20 protein-coding genes are annotated in these 20175 nt (G+C 59.9%); 6 read left to right on the top strand and 14 right to left on the bottom strand.

Features of this window, described 5'->3' with window-relative positions; all coding sequences use genetic code 11:
* Window positions 1-9 precede the first annotated feature (9 nt).
* The 9 genes from ACR3EL_RS08020 to iscR are packed head-to-tail and all read right to left on the bottom strand — an operon-like array spanning window position 10 to window position 6711.
* On the bottom strand, window positions 10-576 hold the full coding sequence (locus ACR3EL_RS08020; protein WP_093962091.1) for a Yip1 family protein: 567 nt from the start codon (window positions 574-576) through the stop codon (window positions 10-12).
* On the bottom strand, window positions 573-1058 hold the full coding sequence (locus ACR3EL_RS08015; RefSeq protein WP_093962092.1) for a YIP1 family protein: 486 nt from the start codon (window positions 1056-1058) through the stop codon (window positions 573-575). The genes ACR3EL_RS08020 and ACR3EL_RS08015 overlap by 4 nt, the downstream gene beginning before the upstream one ends.
* On the bottom strand, window positions 1058-2338 hold the full coding sequence (sufD, locus tag ACR3EL_RS08010; protein ID WP_480721111.1) for a Fe-S cluster assembly protein SufD: 1281 nt from the start codon (window positions 2336-2338) through the stop codon (window positions 1058-1060). The genes ACR3EL_RS08015 and sufD overlap by 1 nt, the downstream gene beginning before the upstream one ends.
* Window positions 2338-3093 carry a Fe-S cluster assembly ATPase SufC gene (gene sufC / locus ACR3EL_RS08005; RefSeq protein ID WP_170338566.1) on the bottom strand — a complete coding sequence of 252 codons (756 nt, stop codon included), beginning with the start codon at window positions 3091-3093 and terminating at the stop codon, window positions 2338-2340. The genes sufD and sufC overlap by 1 nt, the downstream gene beginning before the upstream one ends.
* Before the next feature lie 48 nt (window positions 3094-3141).
* Window positions 3142-3345 (bottom strand): hypothetical protein, encoded by a 204-nt coding sequence (locus ACR3EL_RS08000; protein ID WP_170338565.1) that lies wholly within the window; start codon window positions 3343-3345, stop codon window positions 3142-3144.
* Complete coding sequence (locus ACR3EL_RS07995) at window positions 3345-3614, bottom strand: hypothetical protein (protein ID WP_170338563.1); 270 nt, start codon at window positions 3612-3614, stop codon at window positions 3345-3347. The genes ACR3EL_RS08000 and ACR3EL_RS07995 overlap by 1 nt, the downstream gene beginning before the upstream one ends.
* Window positions 3614-5134, bottom strand: a complete 1521-nt coding sequence (sufB, locus tag ACR3EL_RS07990; protein WP_170338561.1) for a Fe-S cluster assembly protein SufB — start codon at window positions 5132-5134, stop codon at window positions 3614-3616. Before sufB ends, ACR3EL_RS07995 begins: the two co-directional genes overlap by 1 nt.
* A gap of 18 nt (window positions 5135-5152) precedes the next feature.
* Window positions 5153-6196 (bottom strand): cysteine desulfurase family protein, encoded by a 1044-nt coding sequence (locus ACR3EL_RS07985; RefSeq protein WP_170338559.1) that lies wholly within the window; start codon window positions 6194-6196, stop codon window positions 5153-5155.
* Between the two features lie 56 nt (window positions 6197-6252).
* Window positions 6253-6711, bottom strand: a complete 459-nt coding sequence (iscR, locus tag ACR3EL_RS07980; protein WP_093962098.1) for a Fe-S cluster assembly transcriptional regulator IscR — start codon at window positions 6709-6711, stop codon at window positions 6253-6255.
* A gap of 179 nt (window positions 6712-6890) precedes the next feature.
* Between iscR and ACR3EL_RS07975 the strand changes: the two genes are divergently transcribed.
* From ACR3EL_RS07975 to ACR3EL_RS07955, 5 genes are all read left to right on the top strand, one after another.
* Window positions 6891-7544, top strand: coding sequence for an alpha/beta hydrolase (locus ACR3EL_RS07975; RefSeq protein WP_480721107.1), 654 nt, complete (start codon window positions 6891-6893; stop codon window positions 7542-7544).
* Complete coding sequence (locus tag ACR3EL_RS07970) at window positions 7544-7789, top strand: hypothetical protein (protein ID WP_093962100.1); 246 nt, start codon at window positions 7544-7546, stop codon at window positions 7787-7789. The genes ACR3EL_RS07975 and ACR3EL_RS07970 overlap by 1 nt, the downstream gene beginning before the upstream one ends.
* Before the next feature lie 366 nt (window positions 7790-8155).
* Window positions 8156-8491, top strand: coding sequence for a DMT family transporter (locus ACR3EL_RS07965; RefSeq protein ID WP_170339109.1), 336 nt, complete (start codon window positions 8156-8158; stop codon window positions 8489-8491).
* 74 nt (window positions 8492-8565) lie between these two features.
* Window positions 8566-10383: a translational GTPase TypA gene (gene typA, locus ACR3EL_RS07960; protein ID WP_170338557.1), complete on the top strand. Its 1818-nt coding sequence runs from the start codon at window positions 8566-8568 to the stop codon at window positions 10381-10383.
* 437 nt (window positions 10384-10820) lie between these two features.
* Window positions 10821-11696 (top strand): hypothetical protein, encoded by an 876-nt coding sequence (locus ACR3EL_RS07955; protein ID WP_480656799.1) that lies wholly within the window; start codon window positions 10821-10823, stop codon window positions 11694-11696.
* A 119-nt stretch (window positions 11697-11815) separates the two neighbouring features.
* Here the strand turns inward: ACR3EL_RS07955 and ACR3EL_RS07950 are convergent, their stop codons facing one another.
* The 4 genes from ACR3EL_RS07950 to recA all read right to left on the bottom strand — a co-directional run bounded on the left by ACR3EL_RS07950 (window position 11816) and on the right by recA (window position 16984).
* Window positions 11816-12439: a transglutaminase-like cysteine peptidase gene (locus ACR3EL_RS07950; protein WP_170338554.1), complete on the bottom strand. Its 624-nt coding sequence runs from the start codon at window positions 12437-12439 to the stop codon at window positions 11816-11818.
* Between the two features lie 377 nt (window positions 12440-12816).
* Window positions 12817-13104: a DUF1330 domain-containing protein gene (locus ACR3EL_RS07945; RefSeq protein ID WP_093962104.1), complete on the bottom strand. Its 288-nt coding sequence runs from the start codon at window positions 13102-13104 to the stop codon at window positions 12817-12819.
* 1 nt (window position 13105) lies between these two features.
* Window positions 13106-15778: an alanine--tRNA ligase gene (alaS, locus tag ACR3EL_RS07940; RefSeq protein WP_480721103.1), complete on the bottom strand. Its 2673-nt coding sequence runs from the start codon at window positions 15776-15778 to the stop codon at window positions 13106-13108.
* Window positions 15779-15919: 141 nt separating this feature from the next.
* Entirely contained in the window at window positions 15920-16984 is a 1065-nt protein-coding gene (gene recA / locus ACR3EL_RS07935; RefSeq protein ID WP_170338550.1) for a recombinase RecA, read from the bottom strand.
* Window positions 16985-17290: 306 nt separating this feature from the next.
* Here recA and ACR3EL_RS07930 point away from each other — a divergent pair, with 306 nt between their 5' ends.
* Window positions 17291-17884, top strand: coding sequence for a gamma-glutamyl kinase (locus ACR3EL_RS07930; RefSeq protein WP_170338548.1), 594 nt, complete (start codon window positions 17291-17293; stop codon window positions 17882-17884).
* Here the strand turns inward: ACR3EL_RS07930 and ACR3EL_RS07925 are convergent.
* Complete coding sequence (locus tag ACR3EL_RS07925) at window positions 17881-20172, bottom strand: ATP-binding protein (protein ID WP_480721099.1); 2292 nt, start codon at window positions 20170-20172, stop codon at window positions 17881-17883. The genes ACR3EL_RS07930 and ACR3EL_RS07925 overlap by 4 nt on opposite strands.
* Window positions 20173-20175: the final 3 nt, after the last annotated feature.

Below are 20175 nucleotides of genomic sequence, written 5' to 3'. Positions count from 1 at the left end.
TCGAATTCCCTAAACAGGCCCGCTTGGGGTCATCAACAGGACGAAAGGTATCGCCAGCAATCCCGAGATGAGGATGACCACAAAGGATTTGCCCAGCGAGTCGAAATGGTGCGCCTGATTGATGAAATGCAGGCTGATGTAGAGGCTGTACAGGCTCATCCCCAATACGAGGATCAGGAACATAGTCGGCGCAATCATCACCATGACGAAGATGATCAATTGGCCCAGAATCTGCAGGAATTGCAGCCAGACCATCAGCAGCATCATACCGTCCAGGCTGCCGGTGCCGCCAATCATCCTGCCGACAAAATGAAACGCGAAGATGCCCAAGAGAACGGCTCCGGCCGAAGTCGCCAACGACTGCACGACCGGTTCAAACGCCATATCCAGCGATGGATCAAGCGCCGGAAACACAAGGGTCGATAGTGATTGAGACAAAGCGTTCAGGACAACGACCAATGCCAGCGCTGTCCAAAGCACATCCCGACCGGGTACTCCGGCCAACAGACGCCTTGCCGCCTCGGCCGGATTTGCCAATGTCAGAACGGCCAGATGTCCCAGAAATGCGGCGTTCATGCCCGCGCCCTTCGTGTTTGAGAAAACCCGGAAAACCAGAACCAGACGAATACCGCAACCCAAAGGGCTCCGGTCAGTGTCTGGACAGGGCCCGGACCGATGAAACCAGCCACCAGCCCGTTCAACAACACCAGCGGTGATGAGGCGAGCAGAGCCCAGAACAGCGCAAGCCGCGCCTGATAGGACGTGGTTGCACCGCCGAACATGCGAGAAATCAGGTGAGTCCCCCATGCAAGGACGTAAAACAGCAACGGCAGAATGAAGACCGACCCCAACAGGGCCCCACCCATCAGCATGTTCAGGTCCAGCCCCTCAAGATGGGCACGGCGCGCAAGGCCCGGCAACTGTGCGATAAAGCCAATCACACAGAACGCCATGACAAAGGCCAGCGCGCGGTCTTCGCGCGGGCCCATGTCCAGAAGTCGACGCACAACTCGACCGGGCCCGCGATAGGAGGCGACGATATCGGTGGTCACCGGCATCAGCTGTGCCGCGCCAACCAGCCTTCCAGCCGCGAGACGATGTCCTCGGCCAGCGCTTCGTCTTCGATCTCTTCCACGGCTTCTGCCAAAAAGGCCAGCGTCAGCATGTTGGTCGCTTCCTTGGCCGGAACCCCGCGCGAGCGCAGGTAGAACATCGCGGTCTCGTCGATGGCACCCGAGGTCGACCCGTGCGAGCAGGCCACGTCATCGGCATAGATCTCAAGCTCGGGCTTGGCCAGAAACTGACTGTCGTCATCCAACAGCAAAGACTGGCTGATCTGGTAACCGTCGGTCTTCTGGGCGCCCTCCTTGACCAGGATCTTGCCCTGGAACACGCCGGTCGCGCCGTTGCGCAGAACCTTCTTGAACACCTGACGGCTTTCGCAGTTCACCGCGTCATGGGTGATGAACACCGTGTCGTCATGGTGGAAGTCGCCATCGCCCACACAAGCGCCGGCCACATGCGCCACCGCATCGTCGCCGGTCAGCTCGACCACCTGTTCATTGCGCGTCAGCACACCATTCACGGTCAGGGTAAAGGATTTATAAACGGATTCCTTGCCCAACCGGGTGAACATATGCGTCGCGGCGCGGCGCTGATGGTCCCTGCCCTGCGCCCGGACATGGTGCAGCGTGCCGCCATCGGCGATGTCGATCTCGATGCATTTGTTGAACCGCGAGGCCGCCGGACCATTCTCGAGAATTGTCACCTCGGCGCCACTTTCCACGCGGATCACGTGGTGCAGGATCGCGTCCGAGGTCTCGGAGTCGTGGCGATAGATCAGGCTGATCGGCTTGGACGGTTTGCCGGTCACATGGATCGCCACGCCGTCCTGCGCAAAGGCGGTGTTCAAGGCCGCGAGCGGGCGCTGAACCGGGGTCTGGCCCCTTTCTTCCAGCACGCCATACAGCTGCTTGGCCCAGTGGATGTCCTTGCAGCAGATATCCTCAAGCCGGTCGATGCTCACGCCTTCCAGCGTCAGATCATCGCTGTCCTCGGGGCTGAATACGCCATCGACGAAGACGATCTTCAAGCGGTCAAACCCGTCAAAGACCATCGGCTCGTCGGTGTGGAATACCTCGGCCACCGGAACCTCGGGCGAGATCAGCGTATCGGGACGCGTGTATTTCCAATACTCGTCGCGCCGCCCGGGCAGACCCATGGCGCGCAGCCGGGCCAGGGCCACCTCACGCGCTTCGCGGGTGCAGCCGGCTTCGGGCATGCGCAGCGTGGCGAGCCGCGCCTCGGTCGCGGATTGTTTCAAATCGGGCAAGGCCATCAGTTCACCTCGGCAAGAATGTCGGCGTAACCGTTGTTTTCGACCTCCAGCGCAAGCTCAGGCCCGCCGGTCTTGACGATCCGGCCATCGGCCATGATGTGCACCACGTCGGGTTTGATGTGGTCCAGCAGGCGCTGATAGTGGGTGATCACCAGAAACCCGCGGCCTTCGTCGCGCAGCGCGTTCACGCCCTCGGCCACCAGCTTCATCGCATCCACGTCAAGGCCCGAGTCGGTCTCGTCCAGGATGCACATCTTGGGTTCCAGCATCGCCATCTGCAGGATTTCGTTGCGCTTCTTCTCACCGCCCGAGAAGCCCACGTTCACGGGGCGTTTCAGCATGTCGGCGTCGATCTTCAGCGACTTGGCCTTTTCGCGGATCAGCTTGAGGAAGTCGGCGGCCGACAGTTCCTCTTCGCCGCGCGCCTTGCGCTGGGCGTTCACGGCGGTGCGCAGGAAGGTCATGTTGCCCACGCCCGGGATTTCGACCGGGTATTGGAACGCGAGGAACACGCCGGCGGCGGCACGCTCTTCCGGCTCCATCTCCAGCAGGTCGGCGCCATCCAGAGTCGCCGAACCCTCGGTTACCTCATACCCGTCACGGCCCGAAAGCACATAGCTGAGCGTCGACTTGCCCGAGCCGTTCGGCCCCATGATCGCGTGTACCTTGCCGGCCTCGACCGTCAGGTCCACGCCCTTGAGGATCTGCTTTTCCTCTTCCTCAAGTTTGACGTGCAGGTTCTTGATTTCCAGCATGTTTTTTCCTTTTGCGTATCGTCGGGACGCGCCGGCCCCGGTTTGTCCCTATCCCAGCACTCTGCGCAGCAGCCGCGCCGCGATCCATCCCAGGACCGCCCCGCCGCCGATTGCCCAGACCGGGTTGATGAAATCGGTGTAGTTGACGTTGACATAGGCCACGCCCAGCAAGCCGCCCAGAACCGGCAGCGCATAGCCAAGCCAAGTCAGCAAATTATCCTTGCGGATGCCGTTTTGGTGATTTCGCGCCATCAACTTCTCCAATACTTCCATATCTTCTGAAACTGACGCCACCAGAGCCTCCAAACCACGATCAACAGCGGCACGAAAATCAGAAGACTCAGACTTCCAGCCATCGGTCCGTTTTTGACGAATGCCGCAACAATGAGTCCCACACAAATCAACACAACCGGCAACACGGCCCGACGTGACAACCAACAGAAAGCCTCCGAGCGTGCGCCTTCCTTGGCATTGGTTTCGAAAACCTTGGCCTCTTGGCTGATTTGGCTGGTACGCGCCATCAGCCGACCGAGCCTTCCAGCGAGATCGCGACCAGCTGCTGGGCTTCCATGGCGAACTCCATCGGCAGCGCCTGCAGCACGTCCTTGCAGAACCCGTTGACAACTAGCGCCACGGCCTCTTCCTCGTCCATGCCGCGCTGGCGGCAATAGAAGAGCTGATCGTCATCGACTTTCGAGGTGGTGGCCTCGTGCTCGACCCGGCTGCTGTTGTTCTTGACCTCGATATACGGAACGGTGTGCGCCCCGCATTTGTCGCCGATCAGCAGGCTGTCGCACTGGGTATAGTTGCGGCTGTTCTTGGCCTTGGGGTGCATCGACACCAGCCCGCGATAGGTGTTCTGGGCCTTGCCCGCGCTGATGCCCTTGGACACGATACGCGACTTGGTGTTCTTGCCCAGATGGATCATCTTGGTGCCGGTATCGGCCTGCTGCATGTTGTTGGTGATGGCGATCGAATAGAACTCGCCCTGGCTGTCATCGCCTCGCAGGATGCAGGACGGGTATTTCCAGGTCACGGCACTGCCGGTCTCGACCTGCGTCCACATCACCTTTGACCGGTCGCCCCGGCAATCGGCGCGCTTGGTCACGAAGTTGTAGATGCCGCCCTTGCCGTTCTCATCCCCCGGGAACCAGTTCTGAACGGTCGAGTATTTCACCTCGGCATCTTCTTCGACGATGATTTCGACCACTGCGGCGTGCAGCTGCGCGGTATCACGCTGCGGCGCGGTACAGCCTTCCAGATAGGACACGTACGAGCCCTTGTCGGCGATGATCAGCGTCCGCTCGAACTGCCCCGTGTTTTCTGCGTTGATGCGGAAATAGGTGCTCAGCTCCATCGGGCAGCGCACGCCGGGCGGCACATAGACGAACGAGCCGTCCGAGAACACGGCCGAGTTTAACGTGGCGTAGAAGTTGTCCGACACCGGAACAACCGAGCCCAGATACTTTTTGACCAGTTCGGGGTGTTCCTTGATCGCCTCGGAGATCGAGCAGAAGATGACGCCGGCCTTCTTCAGCTCGGCCTGGAAGGTCGTGCCCACCGAAACCGAGTCGAACACCGCATCCACGGCGACCTTGCGGCCCTCGGCCGGGGCATCCTCAGCGCCTTCGACGCCTGCCAGAATCATCTGCTCTTTCAGCGGGATACCCAGCTTTTCGTAAGTGGCCAGCAGTTTGGGATCGACCTCGTCCAGCGACTTGGGCTTGGTCTCCATCGACTTGGGCCGGGCGTAGTAATACTGGTCCTGAAAGTCGATCTTCGGATAGTGAACCATGGCCCATTTGGGCTCTTCCATCTGGGTCCAGCGCTCGAAGGCTTTCAGACGCCATTCGGTCATCCACTCGGGTTCTTCGTTCTTTTCCGAGATCAGCTTGACGATATCGGGGTTCACGCCTTTGGGCGCGTACTCCATCTCGATATCCGTATCCCACCCGTATTTATAGGTTCCGACCTCGCGTACCGCGTCAACGGTTTCCTGATCGACACCTTCTTTTACCTGGGTCTGGTCCAAAGCGGCCATGTTCCACCCTCCGTCAGATCACGCGGCCCGCGCGCGATGCTTTTTCTCTTTTTCCAGCCACGTTTCGGCGAAACGTAGCACGTCTTCTTCACTCGTCTCGGGGCCCAGCGAAACGCGTACTGCGCTGGCTGCCGTGGCCTCGTCATATCCCATTGCGGTCAGTACCGCGCTTGCCTTCACCTTGCCGCTGGAGCAGGCCGAACCGGCGCTGATCGCAAAGCCCGACAGATCCATCTGCATTACCTGCGTTTCGCCCTTCCAGCCGGGCGTCGCAAAGCACAGGGTGTTAGGCAACCGATCCTGATCTTTCCCGACAAAAATAGTAGATTTAGAACCAGCCTCAAGGGCCTTTTCTAGAATATTTCTAAGTTCTGCAACCTTTTCCCAAACTCCGTTTGCCAGATCCCGCGCCGCTGCTTCAGCCGCAGCGCCGAACCCTGCTATTCCAATGACATTTTCCGTTCCCGACCGGCGCCCCATTTCCTGGCCACCGCCCTTAATCCGGGCCTCCAGATCGGTGCCGCGTTTCATCACCACGGCGCCCGCACCCTTTGGCCCGCCCAGCTTGTGCGCCGAGACCAACGCCATCTGCACGTCCAACCAGTTGAAGGCGATCGGCAATTTCCCGAACGCTTGCGTGGCATCGGTGACGGCCAGACCCTTGGGCAAGGCCTGAATGAGTCCGGTCTCAGAATTGGCGAGCTGCAACGTGGACCGAGCCGGATCGGAAACCGTAACAACGCCTTGGCTCGAAACCGGCAAATCCTCGACAGTCCAGGCCCTTACGGCATCATGTTCGATCGCCGCGCCATGCAGGTCGTGCCCTTCCAAGGCCAGCGCCGCGCCTTCGGTCGACCCGGATGTGAATACGATATCGGCCCCATCCGCCCCAAAGGCAGCCGCAACCTGCGCACGCGCCTTTTCGATGACGGCCTTGGCCGCTCGCCCCTCGGCATGTACCGAGGAGGGGTTGCCGCAGACCTCCATCGCCGCGATCATCGCGTCGCGCGCCTCGGGGCGCAGCGGGGTCGTGGCGTTGTGATCCAGGTAAACACGTCTCATGGACTCACCTTTTCATCCACGGCCACACCCTTCGAGATTCCCGATCCGCTCACCGGTCAATCATCCACGACCGAGAACAGCCCAGGCACCGCCGGACACGGCGCAAGGTCGTTCTGGATCACATCGGACAAGCGTGTTTGGTGCAGGAACACGTAGACATGCGCACTGAGACTTTCCCACAGGCGATTGGTCAGCGACTGCGCCCGGCTGCCCGAGGATCCCCCCGAAGCCCCGGCCCCCTTGTGCATGGCGTCCACGGTCTCGTCCACCGCCGACAAAATCTCGACCACGCGAATCTCGGACGCAGGCCGCGCCAGACGATAGCCGCCCCCCGGCCCGCGCACCGATGCGACCAGATCGGCGCGGCGAAGTTTGACGAACAACTGTTCCAGATAAGGAAGCGAGATGTCCTGACGCTCGGAAATCTCACCCAGCGTCACCAAAGTGTCGGCGGGCTGAAGCGCGATGTCAGCCAGCGCAACCATTGCGTAACGACCTTTGGTGGACAGCTTCATTTCCTCGATCCCTCCGGCGTGAACCGCGTGAAAACATTGACGTCGCCGCGGTCAGTGCGTATCTCCGACTGACAGCGTGTTCACGCTGCGATACTCAATTAGAACCGTTCTAAGGTGCCTGACGATAACCGTCAAGTATATCCCGGCGCCCGCGAGAAAAAGACAGGACAACCGCACACATGCCCGAGGTGATTTTTCCCGGACCTGAAGGCCGACTGGAAGGCCGTTACCACCCCCAGAAGGAAAAAGACGCACCGATCGCCATCGTGCTGCACCCGCACCCCCAGTTCGGCGGGACCATGAACAACAAGGTCGTCTACAACCTGCACTACGCGTTCTACAACATGGGCTTTACGGTCCTGCGATTCAATTTCCGGGGCGTCGGCCGCAGCCAGGGCGAGTATGACCAGGGAGTCGGAGAACTCAGCGACGCGGCATCGGCGCTGGACTATCTGCAGTCGATGAACAACAACTCGAAACATTGCTGGGTTGCGGGCTTTTCGTTCGGAGCCTGGATCGGCATGCAGTTGCTGATGCGTCGCCCCGAGATCACCGGCTTCATCAGCGTGTCGCCGCCCGCGAACATGTATGATTTTTCGTTCCTTGCCCCCTGCCCCTCGTCCGGGCTGGTCATCAACGGAACGGCTGACCGGGTGGCACCGCCGGCGGACACCACCGCACTGGTCGGAAAGCTGCACGAACAGAAGGGTATCACCATCACCCACACCGAGGTTGAAGGAGCCGACCACTTCTTCCAGGGTGAGCACATGGATACGCTGATGACCAACGTGACCGACTACGTCAAACGCCGCCTGACCGAGAACACACGCTGATGTCCGACACCATCACCATTCTCGCGGCGAAACTGGCCGAGGATACGATGAAGGTCATGGACGAAACGGGCCAGGATCGGTTCTATGTCGAAGTCGGTGACGTGCTGGGCGCGGCGTCCCAATCGCTTGAGGAGGCTTTCCTTACCGAAATCCGCGTCCGGTTGGCCGAGCGCAAGGCGCGGCAGTTCCTGATCAAGAGGCTGTCGGATCACCGGTCCAAGGTAAAGGCGATCGAAAAGCAATAGGCGTACAAAAAAGGAGCCCGCGGGCTCCTTTTTCGTTTCATTCGTGGCGTTCAAACTTTTGTTGCGCTTGACCTATCAACCAATTTGGCTGCGTCAGTATCGACGGACCCCCCGTCAGCAAGCCACCCAATCGCCACGATTATTGCCGAAGCAAACACGACCGTTTTTGCAAATGTCGTCATGAAACACACTCGTTAAAAAAGTAATCGAAAACGTGGAGTAGTTTACACGCTTTCCGACCTTGCCATAGTCGGGTTTACCTGACCCTAGGTGAACCAACGAAAAGGGCGGCTGCCTGAATTTCCTTGCGCCGTTTCTGAATTCTGTGCTCAACGTCCCAGCAGCTGCATCAAGGGTTCAAGAACCATGCCCCACGCCTACCTGATCCTCCTTCTCGCCGTTATTGCCGAGACAATCGGAACGACCGCACTGCAGGCCAGCCAGCAATTCACCCGGTTCTGGCCCTCGGTTCTGGTGGTGGTGGGCTATGGCTTTGCCTTTTACCTGATGGCGCTGACGCTGAAGGTAATGCCCGTCGGCATCGTTTACGCGATCTGGTCCGGGCTTGGCATCGCTCTGATTGCGCTGATCGGCTTTGTGGTTTTCGGCCAACGGCTGGACTGGCCGGCGGTTCTGGGCCTTGCGATGATTCTGGGCGGCATTCTGGTCATCCACCTCTTTTCGCAGACTGCGGGCCACTGATCGCGCGTTAGGGCTGGTAACTTGTGCCGCGCCGCGTTATGCGCGCGGCAACTTCCCGTTCAAAGGCTGACCTCATGGACCTGCGCAACATCGCAATCATCGCTCACGTGGACCACGGTAAAACGACCCTGGTTGACGAGCTTCTGAAACAATCCGGTGCATTCCGGGAGAACCAGGCCGTGGCCGAGCGCGCCATGGACAGCAACGATCTCGAACGTGAACGCGGCATCACCATTCTGGCCAAGGCCACCAGTGTCGAGTGGAAAGGCACGCGCATCAACATCGTTGACACCCCCGGCCACGCCGATTTCGGCGGCGAGGTCGAGCGCATCCTCAGCATGGTCGACGGTGTTGTGCTTCTGGTCGATGCCGCCGAAGGCCCGATGCCCCAGACGAAATTCGTGACATCGAAGGCGCTGGCACTGGGTCTGCGTCCAATCGTGGTGCTGAACAAGGTCGACAAGCCCGATGCCGAGCCCGACCGCGCGCTGGACGAATGCTTTGACCTGTTCGCCAACCTCGGCGCCGACGACGACCAGCTGGATTTCCCTGCCATGTACGCCTCGGGGCGGTCCGGCTGGGCCGATATGGAACTGGACGGCCCACGCAAGGACCTGTCCGCCCTGTTCGATCTAGTAGTCGACCACGTTCCCGCCCCCAAACAAGCTGAGCGCAAGGATGAACCCTTCCGCATGTTGGCGACCACTCTGGGCAGCGACCCGTTCATCGGTCGCATTCTGACCGGCCGTGTGGAAAGCGGTACGCTCAAAGCGGGTGACAGCCTCAAAGCGCTCAGCCGTGATGGCAAGCTGATCGAGAATTTCCGGGCTACCAAGATCCTGGCCTTCCGCGGCCTCAGCCAGCAACCGATCGACGTCGCCGAAGCGGGCGACATCGTAACCATCGCAGGCATGAGCAAGGCCACCGTTGCGGATTCGCTGGTGGCGCCCCAGGTGGACGAGGCCCTGCCCGCCCAGCCGATCGACCCGCCGACCATCACCGTCACCTTCGGCATCAACGACTCGCCGCTGGCGGGGCGTGACGGCAAGAAGGTCCAGTCGCGCGTCATCCGCGACCGCCTGATGAAAGAGGCCGAATCGAACGTGGCGATCCAGATCACCGACACCCCCGGCGGCGAAGCCTTCGAGGTTGCGGGCCGCGGTGAGTTGCAGATGGGCGTTCTGATCGAGAACATGCGTCGCGAAGGGTTCGAGCTCAGCATCTCGCGCCCGCAGGTTCTGTTCCGCGAGGAAGACGGCCAACGCCTGGAGCCCATCGAGGAAGTCACCATCGACGTGGATGACGAATTCTCGGGCGCAGTCATCGAAAAGGTGACAGGCGCGCGCAAGGGCGAGCTGGTTGAGATGCGCCCCGCAGGCGTTGGCAAAACCCGCATTATCGCGCATGTACCGTCGCGCGGTCTGATTGGCTATCACGGTGAATTCCTGACCGACACCCGCGGCACCGGCGTTCTGAACCGCGTTTTCCACGGCTGGGCACCGCACAAGGGCCCGATCCCCGGCCGCCGCGCCGGCGTTCTGATCTCGATGGAGAACGGCCAGGCCGTCGCATATGCGCTGTGGAACCTGGAGGAGCGTGGGCGGATGTTCGTCGGCCCCCAGACCGATGTGTACCAGGGTATGATCATCGGCGAACACTCGCGGGACAATGACCTTGAGGTGAACCCGCTGAAAGGCAAGAAACTGACAAACGTGCGGGCCAGCGGTTCGGACGATGCCGTTCGCCTGACACCGCATGTCCAGTTCTCGCTGGAGGAGGCCATTGCTTACATCGACGACGATGAGCTGGTCGAAGTAACCCCGAACGCGATTCGACTGCGAAAGCGGTTCCTTGACCCGCACGAACGCAAGCGTATGGCCAAGTCAGCCTGACCCCCGGTCCGTTCGATTTTGAACGTGTCGGAAACAATGGCGCGAATGTGGCATTTTTGCGTCCATCTGAAACGGTGTTTTCTCAGGGAAGCCATGAATGGTTCATGGCTTCCCTTTTGTTTTACCTGCAATTTCGCTCATAAGATGAGTTAATTCCGCATCGCTATCGCGGTGTTGCCCTTGAAAATGCGACGTGATAGGGGTGTATTTGTGTTCAAAGTGTGTCATCGCCAGGTTGTTCGGTGATGAGTTTAACGAGTTTAAGGAGGCGCGATATGCGCATCAAATCCCGTCTACTGACAATAGTATTTGCTTCAGCTTCATTGCCTCTGATGTCCGGCGGGCCTGTTGTCGCCGCGGACAAGTGTACGATCCAGACAGCCCGGCAGTCGGTTTCCACAGAAACCCTGTGTGCCTGTACGGTCGTGGATGCACGGATGCTGCGTTACATCCAGCGTCGTGCCGATTTCGAAGACATTCTTGCCCGCACTTTGCAGACCTGTCCTGCCTTTGCGGCCGTACTGACGGATTTCCCGACCGCGTCGATTGGTACGGTTGATCAAAGATCCGGCGACGGCCCTTCGGACCCGGGTGGTAGTTCTTCGGGCGGCAGCTCGAGCGGTGGGAGTTCCTCTGGCGGAAGCGGCGTTACCCCAACCGGTGGCGGCAGCTCCAGCGGTGGCAGTTCCAGTGGTGGCAGCTCCAGCGGTGGCTCGAGCGGTGGCAATAATCCCGCACCGCCCCCGGATGGATCGGGCGGTAGCTCCAGCGGTGGCAGCTCCAGCGGCGGCAGTTCCAGTGGCGGTAGCTCCAGTGGTGGGTCCGGCGACGGCGGTGGCAGCTCAAGCGGCGGCAGCTCCAGCGGCGGTTCTGGCGATGGTGGAAGCTCCAGCGGAGGCAGCTCCAGCGGCGGGTCCGGCGATGGCGGTGGCAGCTCGAGTGGCGGCAGCTCCAGCGGTGGGTCCGGCGATGGTGGTGGCAGCTCAAGCGGCGGTAGCTCCAGCGGTGGATCTGGTGACGGCGGCTCTGGTGGTGGCGACGGCGGTGACGGCGGCGGCTCGGGTGATGGCGGCTCGGGCGGTGGCGACGGCGGTGACGGCGGCGGCTCGGGTGATGGCGGCTCGGGCGGCGGCGACGGTGGCAGCTCAAGCGGCGGCAACGGTAACGGCGGCGGCAACGGTAACGGCGGCGGCAACGGTAACGGCGGCGGCAACGGTAACGGCGGCGGCGTTAACGGTAATAATGGCGGTGGAAATGGATCGGAAGGCGCAAGCCCTGGTCAGGGCAACAACGCCAACAACGACGAGGACTAACCGCCTTTGGTCGTGATGCCACGTTTGAGTGGCAGTCTGGCATACAAATGACAAAGGGCGATGAATTCATCGCCCTTTTTTGCTGGAGCCTTAAAGAAACTCAAATTCGCTGTTGCTTCTTAGCTTCGCCCGTAGATCCCAACCCAACGCTGGGGCTGTTTCGGGTCCTGCATCCGCAGGAACAAATAGCGTGTGGCCGACCAGGGTTTGATCCGATTGGTCAGGTTGTCCAGTACGAGATCACCCTGATTGGAGCGGTAAACCAGAACCGCGTGAGGTCCGCGACGGGTGTCCAGGACGGTCGCCAGCAAAAGCTTGTTGGGATCAATTCCTGCCTTGATTAGGTCACGCTTTTTCAGCAGCGCAAAATCCTCGCAATCACCGCCGCGCGATGTTGGCAGGGCCCAACGCTCCCGCGTCTTGTACTGCACCTGATCCGTGACCTCACGCGTTGTCGCATTGACCTGGGCATTGATTTGCTTGACCAGTCGCAGCTCCTGATGGCTGGGCAGCGAAACCGATTTCTTGTTCGCACAGGCCCACGCATACTGTCGGCACAGTGTCCGTGCGCCCGACGGCGGTGGCGAAGCCGAAAATCCCGAAATGAAAGCTGTCTCTGAAGCGCTGGCTTGTCCTGTCGTAAGAACGGCACCGCCGATCACTCCCAACACACCCAGAGCCAATGTGGCCTTTCTGGCTGCGCGACTTGCCACTGCGTTGAACCTGTCCAAAACCCGATTCATGCCTGTCCCTCGATCCCATACGTTCGACTGACTGCCGCTTCTGAGGACCATATTCTGCTTTTGGAAACTATCCGTTAACAGACTGGCTCTGGCAATCCTCGGTCAGGTTGTCGGCAAAAAACGGCGGAAATTCGTAACTCAATATGACCTTTTCTGCGCAAGAAAATGGCGAAGCCTGACACAATTAGAGGTAGAGCGTCATAATTTCACCGCCACAAAAAGGCTCAACCAATTGAAAACATGAGTAAATTTTATTGCGGGACGTGATCACCGGAACAATTTTGGCCCAATTCCCGGATCGGTGTCGCAACTTTGTCTGACGTTGCGTCATCCAAAGCGGGTTCCGGAGCCGATCCAAAACCGGCTCCGGCTGATTCTCACTCGGTCGTTTCGACGACCAGCAATTCGCGCTCGCTTGCGCCCCGGGCGTGGCTCAGGGCTTCTTGGTATTCAGCCGAGTTGTAACAGGCGACGGCGGCTTCAACCGACGGGAACTTGGCTACGACATTGCGGGGCCGCTCTTTGCCTTCCAGTTGGACGTAGCGCCCTGCACGGGCGATGAACGTGCCCCCGTGTTTGGAAATGGCCGGGCCGGCAAGCTCGGCGTATTTGCCATAAGCTTCGGCATCAGTAACCGTGACATGTGCTATCCAGAGTGCTGGCATCTTATCCTCCCAAAACCTCTTCCGCGGCCTTGATGGCCGCCGCGGCGTTGGCGGCGTCGCGACCACCGCCCTGCGCCATGTCGGGACGCCCGCCGCCGCCCTTGCCGCCCAGTTCCTGCACCGCAGCCTTGACCAGATCGACGGCCGATATCGACTGCGTCAGGTCACTTGTGACACCGGCGGCGACTGCAGCCTTGCCCCCCGTGTCGGCGATCAGAAGAACGGCTCCTGATCCCAGCCGCGCTTTGTGCTCATCAATGAGGGCCGGCAGATCCTTGCCCGACACCCCATTCAGAGCCTGCGCCAGGAACTTGACGCCATTGATCTCTTTGGCCTCAGCGCCGCCGCCTTGACCGGCTCCACCGGCCATCGCCAGATCGCGGCGCAACTGCGCCACTTCGTTCTGCAACGACTTGCGCTCGTCCAGCAGAGCTTTGATGCGATCGACGACATCATCCGGCTGCGCCTTCAACTCGGCGGCAATCTGGCCAAGGCGCCGATCCTGCTCGGTCAAATACCGCAATGCAGCGTCCCCGGTCAGAGCTTCGATCCGCCGCACACCCGCGCTGCTTGCGCCGTCACCCAGAATGACAAAGGTCCCGATATCACCAGTCTGGCGCACATGCGTACCGCCACACAGTTCGATCGACCAGGTTTGGCCGTCATGGCCCTTGCCGGTCTGGGCCTTGCCCATCGAGACAACCCGGACTTCGTCGCCGTATTTTTCACCGAACAACGCCTGTGCACCCAAGGCGCGGGCATCGTCCGGGGTCATGATACGGGTTTCGACCGTCGAGTTCTGACGAATGAACTCATTCACCTCGCGTTCAACGGTCTGCAGCTCGGCCGGTGTCAGCGCTTTGGCGTGGCTGAAATCAAACCGCAGACGGTCGGCAGCATTCAACGATCCGCGCTGTGCAACATGATCGCCAAGCGTTTCGCGCAGCGCTTCGTGCAGGAGGTGCGTCGCCGAATGGTTCGCTCGAATGGCCGAACGCCGGGCGTGATCGACTTCTAGTTCGACGGCATCACCTTTGGCTACCGCACCGCTGTCCACGACGATCTTGTGTGCATAGACCTTGCCATCCGCGAACTTCCGGGTGTCTTCGACCGTCGCGCTCTGGGTGCGATCTTCAAGACGGCGGATGCTGCCGGAATCGCCAACTTGGCCACCCGCCTCGCCGTAAAAGGGTGTCTGATTTACGACCACCCAGCCGGATCCGCCCTGCTCGATACGGTCTACAAGGTCACCGTCGACCACCAGGGCCACAACCTGACCCTCAGCCACTTCTGTTTCGTAGCCCAGGAAATCGGTCGCACCGCTTGCGTCCAGTATGTCGAACCAGACTGCCTGATCTGCAGCCTCACCCGAACCAGCCCAGGCGGCGCGCGCCTTCGCCTTCTGCTCGGCCATGGCGGCGTCGAATCCGTCGGTATCAACCGTCCGACCTTTTTCGCGCAGGGCATCCTGGGTCAGGTCAAGCGGGAACCCATAGGTGTCATACAGCTTGAAGGCGGCATCCCCGGGCAGTGGCGCCCCGTCCGGCAGGCCCGCCACTTCGTCATCCAGCAGTTTGAGGCCGCGGTCCAGCGTCTGCTTGAACCGGGTTTCCTCCAACAACAACGTCTCTTCGATCAGAGCCTGAGCACGACCCAGCTCGGAATACTGCGCGCCCATCAATTGAACCAGTGTCGGAACAAGCTTGTGCATGACCGGATCCTTGGCGCCCAGAAGATGCGCATGGCGCATGGCCCGGCGCATGATCCGGCGCAGGACATATCCGCGACCATCATTCGAGGGCATGACCCCGTCAGCAATCAGGAAAGAGGTCGACCGCAAGTGGTCGGCAACTACCCGATGGTGCACATTCTGATCGCCATAGGGGTCCACATGCGTGACTTCGGCCGAGGCCTCGATCAGTGTCTTGAACAGGTCGGTGTCATAGTTGTCATGGCTGCCCTGCAGCAACGCGCCGATCCGTTCCAGACCCATGCCGGTATCGATCGACTGCATGTCCAGTTCACGCATCGAGCCGTCTTCGAACTGCTCGTTCTGCATGAAAACGATATTCCAGATCTCGATGAACCGGTCACCGTCTTCCTCGGCCGATCCCGGAGGTCCGCCCCAGATGTGGTCGCCGTGATCATAGAAGATCTCGGTACAGGGGCCGCAGGGGCCGGTCGGGCCCATCTGCCAGAAATTGTCGCTGGTGGCGATGCGGATGATCCGGTCTTCGGGAACGCCGACTTTCTTCCATATCTCGAACGCCTCGTCATCGGTATGATAGACGGTCGTCAGCAGACGATTCTTGTCGATCCCGAACTCCTTGGTGATCAACTCCCAAGCGAACGGAATCGCTTCCGATTTGAAATAGTCTCCGAACGAGAAGTTGCCCAGCATCTCGAAGAACGTGTGGTGGCGGGCCGTGTAACCGACATTGTCCAGGTCGTTGTGCTTGCCGCCGGCGCGCACGCATTTCTGCGCCGTGGTGGCACGTGTGTAGTCGCGTGTCTCAAGGCCGGTGAACAGGTTCTTGAACTGCACCATGCCCGAGTTGACGAACATCAGCGTCGGGTCGTTGCGCGGCACAAGCGGGCTCGACGCGACCACTTCGTGCCCTTGTTTGGCAAAGTAGTTCAGAAAGGTTGAGCGGATATCGTTCAGCGTGGGCATTGGGCTCTCTCAGCGCGCATTCATGATCTATCGCGACGGTTTAGCCCCCTGCCCGCCGATAGTCCACAGGATTGCTGCAGTGCAAACGAAACAAGGTGAACCCGAAGGCTCACCTTGCCAGTGTTCTCTCTGATCTTCCGATCAGGCTTCGAGGATATCATCCTCATCCGCCGCAGGCGGCATGTCGAAATCAAGCCCGTGCGCGGCACGGATCTTGTCCTCGATTTCCAGCGCAACCCGACTGTTGTCCCGCAGGTATTGCTTGGCGTTCTCGCGCCCCTGCCCAATCCGCTCATCCCCATAGCTGAACCACGAGCCGGATTTTTCGACCACTCCGGCTTTGACGCCAAGATCCAGCAGTTCGCCCATCTTGCTGATGCCTTCGCCATACATGATGTCGAATTCAACCTGCTTGAACGGCGGGGCCACCTTGTTTTTCACCACCTTCACGCGGGTCTGGTTGCCGACCACCTCGTCGCGGTCCTTGATCGCGCCGATGCGGCGGATGTCCAGGCGGACCGAGCTGTAGAATTTCAGGGCGTTGCCCCCGGTCGTGGTTTCCGGGCTACCGAACATGACGCCGATCTTCATGCGGATCTGGTTGATGAAGATCACCATGCAGTTGCTGCGGGCGATCGAGCCTGTCAGTTTGCGCATCGCCTGGCTCATCAGCCGGGCCTGCACGCCCACGCTGCTGTCGCCCATGTCGCCTTCCAGCTCGGATTTCGGCGTCAGCGCCGCCACCGAGTCCACCACAACCATGTTGACTGCGCCGGAACGCACCAGCGTATCGGTGATTTCCAGCGCCTGTTCACCCGTGTCGGGCTGTGAGATCAACAGTTCGTCCAGATCCACCCCCAGCTTGCGGGCGTATTGCGGGTCCAGCGCGTGTTCCGCATCGACGAATGCACAGACGCCGCCGCGTTTCTGCTGCTCGGCGATACAATGCAGGGTCAGGGTCGTCTTGCCCGAGCTTTCCGGGCCGTAAATTTCGACAATCCGACCCATCGGCAGTCCGCCGATGCCAAGGGCGATATCCAGCCCGAGTGACCCGGTCGAACTGGCCTCGATCTCCTGCCGGGCGCCATCGCCCAATTTCATGATCGAGCCCTTGCCGAACTGCCGCTCGATCTGCGCCAACGCGCTGTCCAGCGCCTTTTGCTTGTCGGGGTTTTTCTTGTCGTTCATTGTCAGAAGATCCGCCATTGTCCTGTCGCCTTCCCTTTTGTCACACCCATCACCGGGCGGCAATCGCTGCTTTGTTCGCCTCTTGTTCCTTATGAGATCAAAAAGAGAACATTTCAACAAAAACTTTCATTCCTTACCCTTCGATGAAGAGGTTAAAGAGTCGTTTATTCTGATCTCGAAACTGCTCAATCATGCCCAAGGCTCTGTCTTTGCGATGAAATTTAACTTGAACAGGCTGGTGATTTTGTGCGGAAGCAATTGACCTCGGCCGCCGGGGCGGACAATCATGCGGCACGACAGCCTTCGGCGCAGGAAAGACATGAAATGCTGATCTTCTTCAAGGAACGCCTTGCGCTTCTGTCGCTGCCCAAAACCGGAAGCACCGCCTATCAGGTCGCGTTGCGGGACCGCGCAGATATCGTGGTATCGGGTCCACCGGATCTGAAACATGCGCCGGTGCGTCGCTATGACCGTTTCTTCCAAAACATTTTCCGCAAGATGTACGACACGGAAATGGAAATCATGGCCGTAGTCCGCGAACCCGTCGATTGGCTGGGCAGCTGGTACCGGTACAGGACGCGCACCGAATTGACTGGCCACCCGCATTCGACCGCCGGCATGTCTTTCGACATGTTTGTTCAGGCCTATATGCAATCGCCCCGTCCCGGGTTTGCCGATGTCGGAAGCCAAACTGAATTCTTCCGGAGCCGCAGCAATGGCGCCGGCGCTTCGCATATCTTTCGCTACGAACACCAGGACGAAATTCTGGACTTCCTTCAAGATCGGCTGAACGCCCGGATCAGTCTGCCCCGCGAAAACGTATCGCCCAAACGGGAACTGACACTTTCGGACCAGACATTGGATGCATTCCGCAAGGCTCATGCCGTCGAGTTTCGTCTGCATCAGCAGGCGCGTTAGTTGAGGTGCTGAAACACCGCCTCGGTCAATTGTGTCAGTGAAAAGGGCTTGGGCAGGAAAGTCGAGTTTCTGATCTCCGGCCCAGCGTCCCCAAACGCGCCTTCGGTATAGCCTGACATGAAGACCACCCGAACATCGGGCCGGCTTTCCAGCGCCTTGGCAACCCAGGTTGGACCATCCATTCCGGGCATGACCACGTCCGTGACGAAGACGTCGACATGCAGGTTCTGATCCTCGAGAATGCGCAACGCGTCCTCGGCCGAGCCCACCTCAAAGACGGTATAGCCCTTGAGGCGCAAGGCCCGGGTGGCAAAGGCGCGTACCGGCGCCTCATCCTCGACCAGCAAAACGACACCTTCGCCTTGATGCGCGTTCGGTTCCGGTTGTGCCGGCGGTTCGATCGCAACCTCGGTGTCCCGTGCCAAGCAGACCGGCAGCATGACGTTGAACTCGGTCCCACGCCCTTCGGTGCTGTCCACAAAGATGAAGCCGCCGGTTTGCTTGACGATGCCATAGACCGTCGACAAACCCAGCCCGGTCCCCTCGCCTGTCCGCTTGGTCGTGTAGAAGGGTTCGAAAATCTTCTGCAGCTTGTCTGACGGAATACCGACGCCACTGTCGATGACCTTGACCGAAACATATTCACCCACCGGAACGGTCGCCCTGTCCCGCATCAGCGGCTCGGTCAAAGAAAACACCTCTGTTTCGATACGGATTTCTCCGCCGTCGGGCATCGCATCGCGCGCGTTCACCACCAGGTTCATGATGACCTGTTCCAACTGCCTCTTGTCTGCGCGAACGGGCTTGAGAACCGGATCATGACTGAGGATCAGCTTGACCTTCTCGCCCACCAGGCGGTTCAACAAGTGGATCAGATCGGAAATGGTATCGCGCAGATCCAGCACTTCGGGTCGCAGAGTCTGTTTTCGGGAAAAGGCCAGCAACTGGCTGACCAACGCAGCGGCCCGGTTGGCATTCTGGTTTATCTGGACGAGATCGCCGTAGTTCGGATCACTTTGATCATGGCGCAGCAGCAGCAGGTCGCAATGTCCGGAAATGGCGGTCAGCAGATTGTTGAAATCATGCGCAACACCGCCCGCCAGCTGCCCGACCGCCTGCATCTTTTGCCCTTGGACGAACTGAGCCTCCAGCGTCTTGAGTTCGGTCGCGTCGTTCAACACGGCAACCAGGCGCACCTCACCGTTCTTGACGATGCGGGTCAAGGTCAGTTGAACGAAAACCTCTCGGTCCTTTCCACCCAGCCGCAGGAATTCGGAACGTGGTGGCCCGTCGCACGCGGCGACCTGAAGCAGCCAGTCCCGCAAGGGATGCCCCAATCCGCTCAGGATCGTGTCAATATTGGTCTGACCCAATTCAACATCACCGATCAGCTTGCGCGCCAATCGATTGGCATCCAGAATCTCTCCGCCCGGAGCAAGGTGCATCATGGGTACCGGGACGTCGGCGAAAGTCGTGGTCCACCGATCTGCAGGTGCGTCGTCAAGCGCGACCAGCGCTATGTCCCGGCCCGCACTGGTTTTTTGAACCTCGCACACGAATACCCGCCGCGAGCCTTCTTGAGCAGGCAGGCGTAGAACCGTTTCACCGGATATGACCTCCGGCGTCAGAGCCTCGGCCGCGCCCACTTCGCTGCCTCGGAGCATCGCCTCGGCCGCTGCATTCATGTTCAGGACCACGTCGTTTCGCCCGAGCGTCACGATTGGAAGCGAAGCATACGCCCAGGGTTGCCGACCCGAGGCCTTGATCCGCCACAGGTACAGATCATCGCCAAGGTCGATCGCCAGAACTGGAATTGTCGTACCCTTTGTCACGATGTCTTCTGCCGCGCGCCCTTCGACTTGCGCCAATGACTGCATCCGAACCAGTATCGCCGCAGGATTGGCGAAAACGGACTGCAAACACATGTCCAGCCTTGCGCCTGTCGAGGCGTTGAACCTGTCTCGCGCTGCGGAATTCACGATCAGCACCCGCCCGTTGGCATCCGTGATGAATCCCGGGGCGGGCTCTTTTTCTAGAAACGACGCGAGAATGGTTTGCGCCTGTTTGTCAACGCGATACGAGAACCATCCGCGCAACATAACAAACGCGCCAACGGCCAGAAAAGACCCTCCGACCGCCAGCAGGCCCGAAACCAACTGGGGTAAGATCGGAAAGAACTGTGCGAGAATGACCAACAAAAGCGCGACACCGACCAGAGAGATGGCCCGCGACCAGCTCGGAAAGTGCCGCCCAGTCAAGCTTGGCGTAAATTGAGCGACTTCGGTCATCAA

This window comes from Ruegeria sp. BJ3 (assembly GCF_056535665.1).
The sequence above is the reverse complement of the archived record's forward strand: the minus strand, read 5'-3'. Positions and strand labels throughout refer to the sequence as shown.

Bases quoted from the DNA above. Each gene is read 5' to 3' on its own strand.
- alaS (WP_480721103.1), bottom strand. From the start codon at position 15,778: ATGCCCACGCTGAACGATATCCGCTCAACCTTTCTGAACTACTTTGCC.
- ACR3EL_RS07955 (WP_480656799.1), top strand. From the start codon at position 10,821: ATGCTGCGTTACATCCAGCGTCGTGCCGATTTCGAAGACATTCTTGCC.
- iscR (WP_093962098.1), bottom strand. From the start codon at position 6,711: ATGAAGCTGTCCACCAAAGGTCGTTACGCAATGGTTGCGCTGGCTGAC.
- ACR3EL_RS07925 (WP_480721099.1), bottom strand. From the start codon at position 20,172: ATGACCGAAGTCGCTCAATTTACGCCAAGCTTGACTGGGCGGCACTTT.
- recA (WP_170338550.1), bottom strand. From the start codon at position 16,984: ATGGCGGATCTTCTGACAATGAACGACAAGAAAAACCCCGACAAGCAA.
- ACR3EL_RS07975 (WP_480721107.1), top strand. From the start codon at position 6,891: ATGCCCGAGGTGATTTTTCCCGGACCTGAAGGCCGACTGGAAGGCCGT.
- ACR3EL_RS07985 (WP_170338559.1), bottom strand. From the start codon at position 6,196: ATGAGACGTGTTTACCTGGATCACAACGCCACGACCCCGCTGCGCCCC.
- ACR3EL_RS07995 (WP_170338563.1), bottom strand. From the start codon at position 3,614: ATGGCGCGTACCAGCCAAATCAGCCAAGAGGCCAAGGTTTTCGAAACC.
- ACR3EL_RS07930 (WP_170338548.1), top strand. From the start codon at position 17,291: ATGCTGATCTTCTTCAAGGAACGCCTTGCGCTTCTGTCGCTGCCCAAA.
- ACR3EL_RS07970 (WP_093962100.1), top strand. From the start codon at position 7,544: ATGTCCGACACCATCACCATTCTCGCGGCGAAACTGGCCGAGGATACG.
- ACR3EL_RS07965 (WP_170339109.1), top strand. From the start codon at position 8,156: ATGCCCCACGCCTACCTGATCCTCCTTCTCGCCGTTATTGCCGAGACA.
- typA (WP_170338557.1), top strand. From the start codon at position 8,566: ATGGACCTGCGCAACATCGCAATCATCGCTCACGTGGACCACGGTAAA.
- ACR3EL_RS07945 (WP_093962104.1), bottom strand. From the start codon at position 13,104: ATGCCAGCACTCTGGATAGCACATGTCACGGTTACTGATGCCGAAGCT.
- ACR3EL_RS08020 (WP_093962091.1), bottom strand. From the start codon at position 576: ATGAACGCCGCATTTCTGGGACATCTGGCCGTTCTGACATTGGCAAAT.
- sufD (WP_480721111.1), bottom strand. From the start codon at position 2,338: ATGGCCTTGCCCGATTTGAAACAATCCGCGACCGAGGCGCGGCTCGCC.
- ACR3EL_RS08000 (WP_170338565.1), bottom strand. From the start codon at position 3,345: ATGGCGCGAAATCACCAAAACGGCATCCGCAAGGATAATTTGCTGACT.
- ACR3EL_RS08015 (WP_093962092.1), bottom strand. From the start codon at position 1,058: ATGCCGGTGACCACCGATATCGTCGCCTCCTATCGCGGGCCCGGTCGA.
- sufB (WP_170338561.1), bottom strand. From the start codon at position 5,134: ATGGCCGCTTTGGACCAGACCCAGGTAAAAGAAGGTGTCGATCAGGAA.
- ACR3EL_RS07950 (WP_170338554.1), bottom strand. From the start codon at position 12,439: ATGAATCGGGTTTTGGACAGGTTCAACGCAGTGGCAAGTCGCGCAGCC.
- sufC (WP_170338566.1), bottom strand. From the start codon at position 3,093: ATGCTGGAAATCAAGAACCTGCACGTCAAACTTGAGGAAGAGGAAAAG.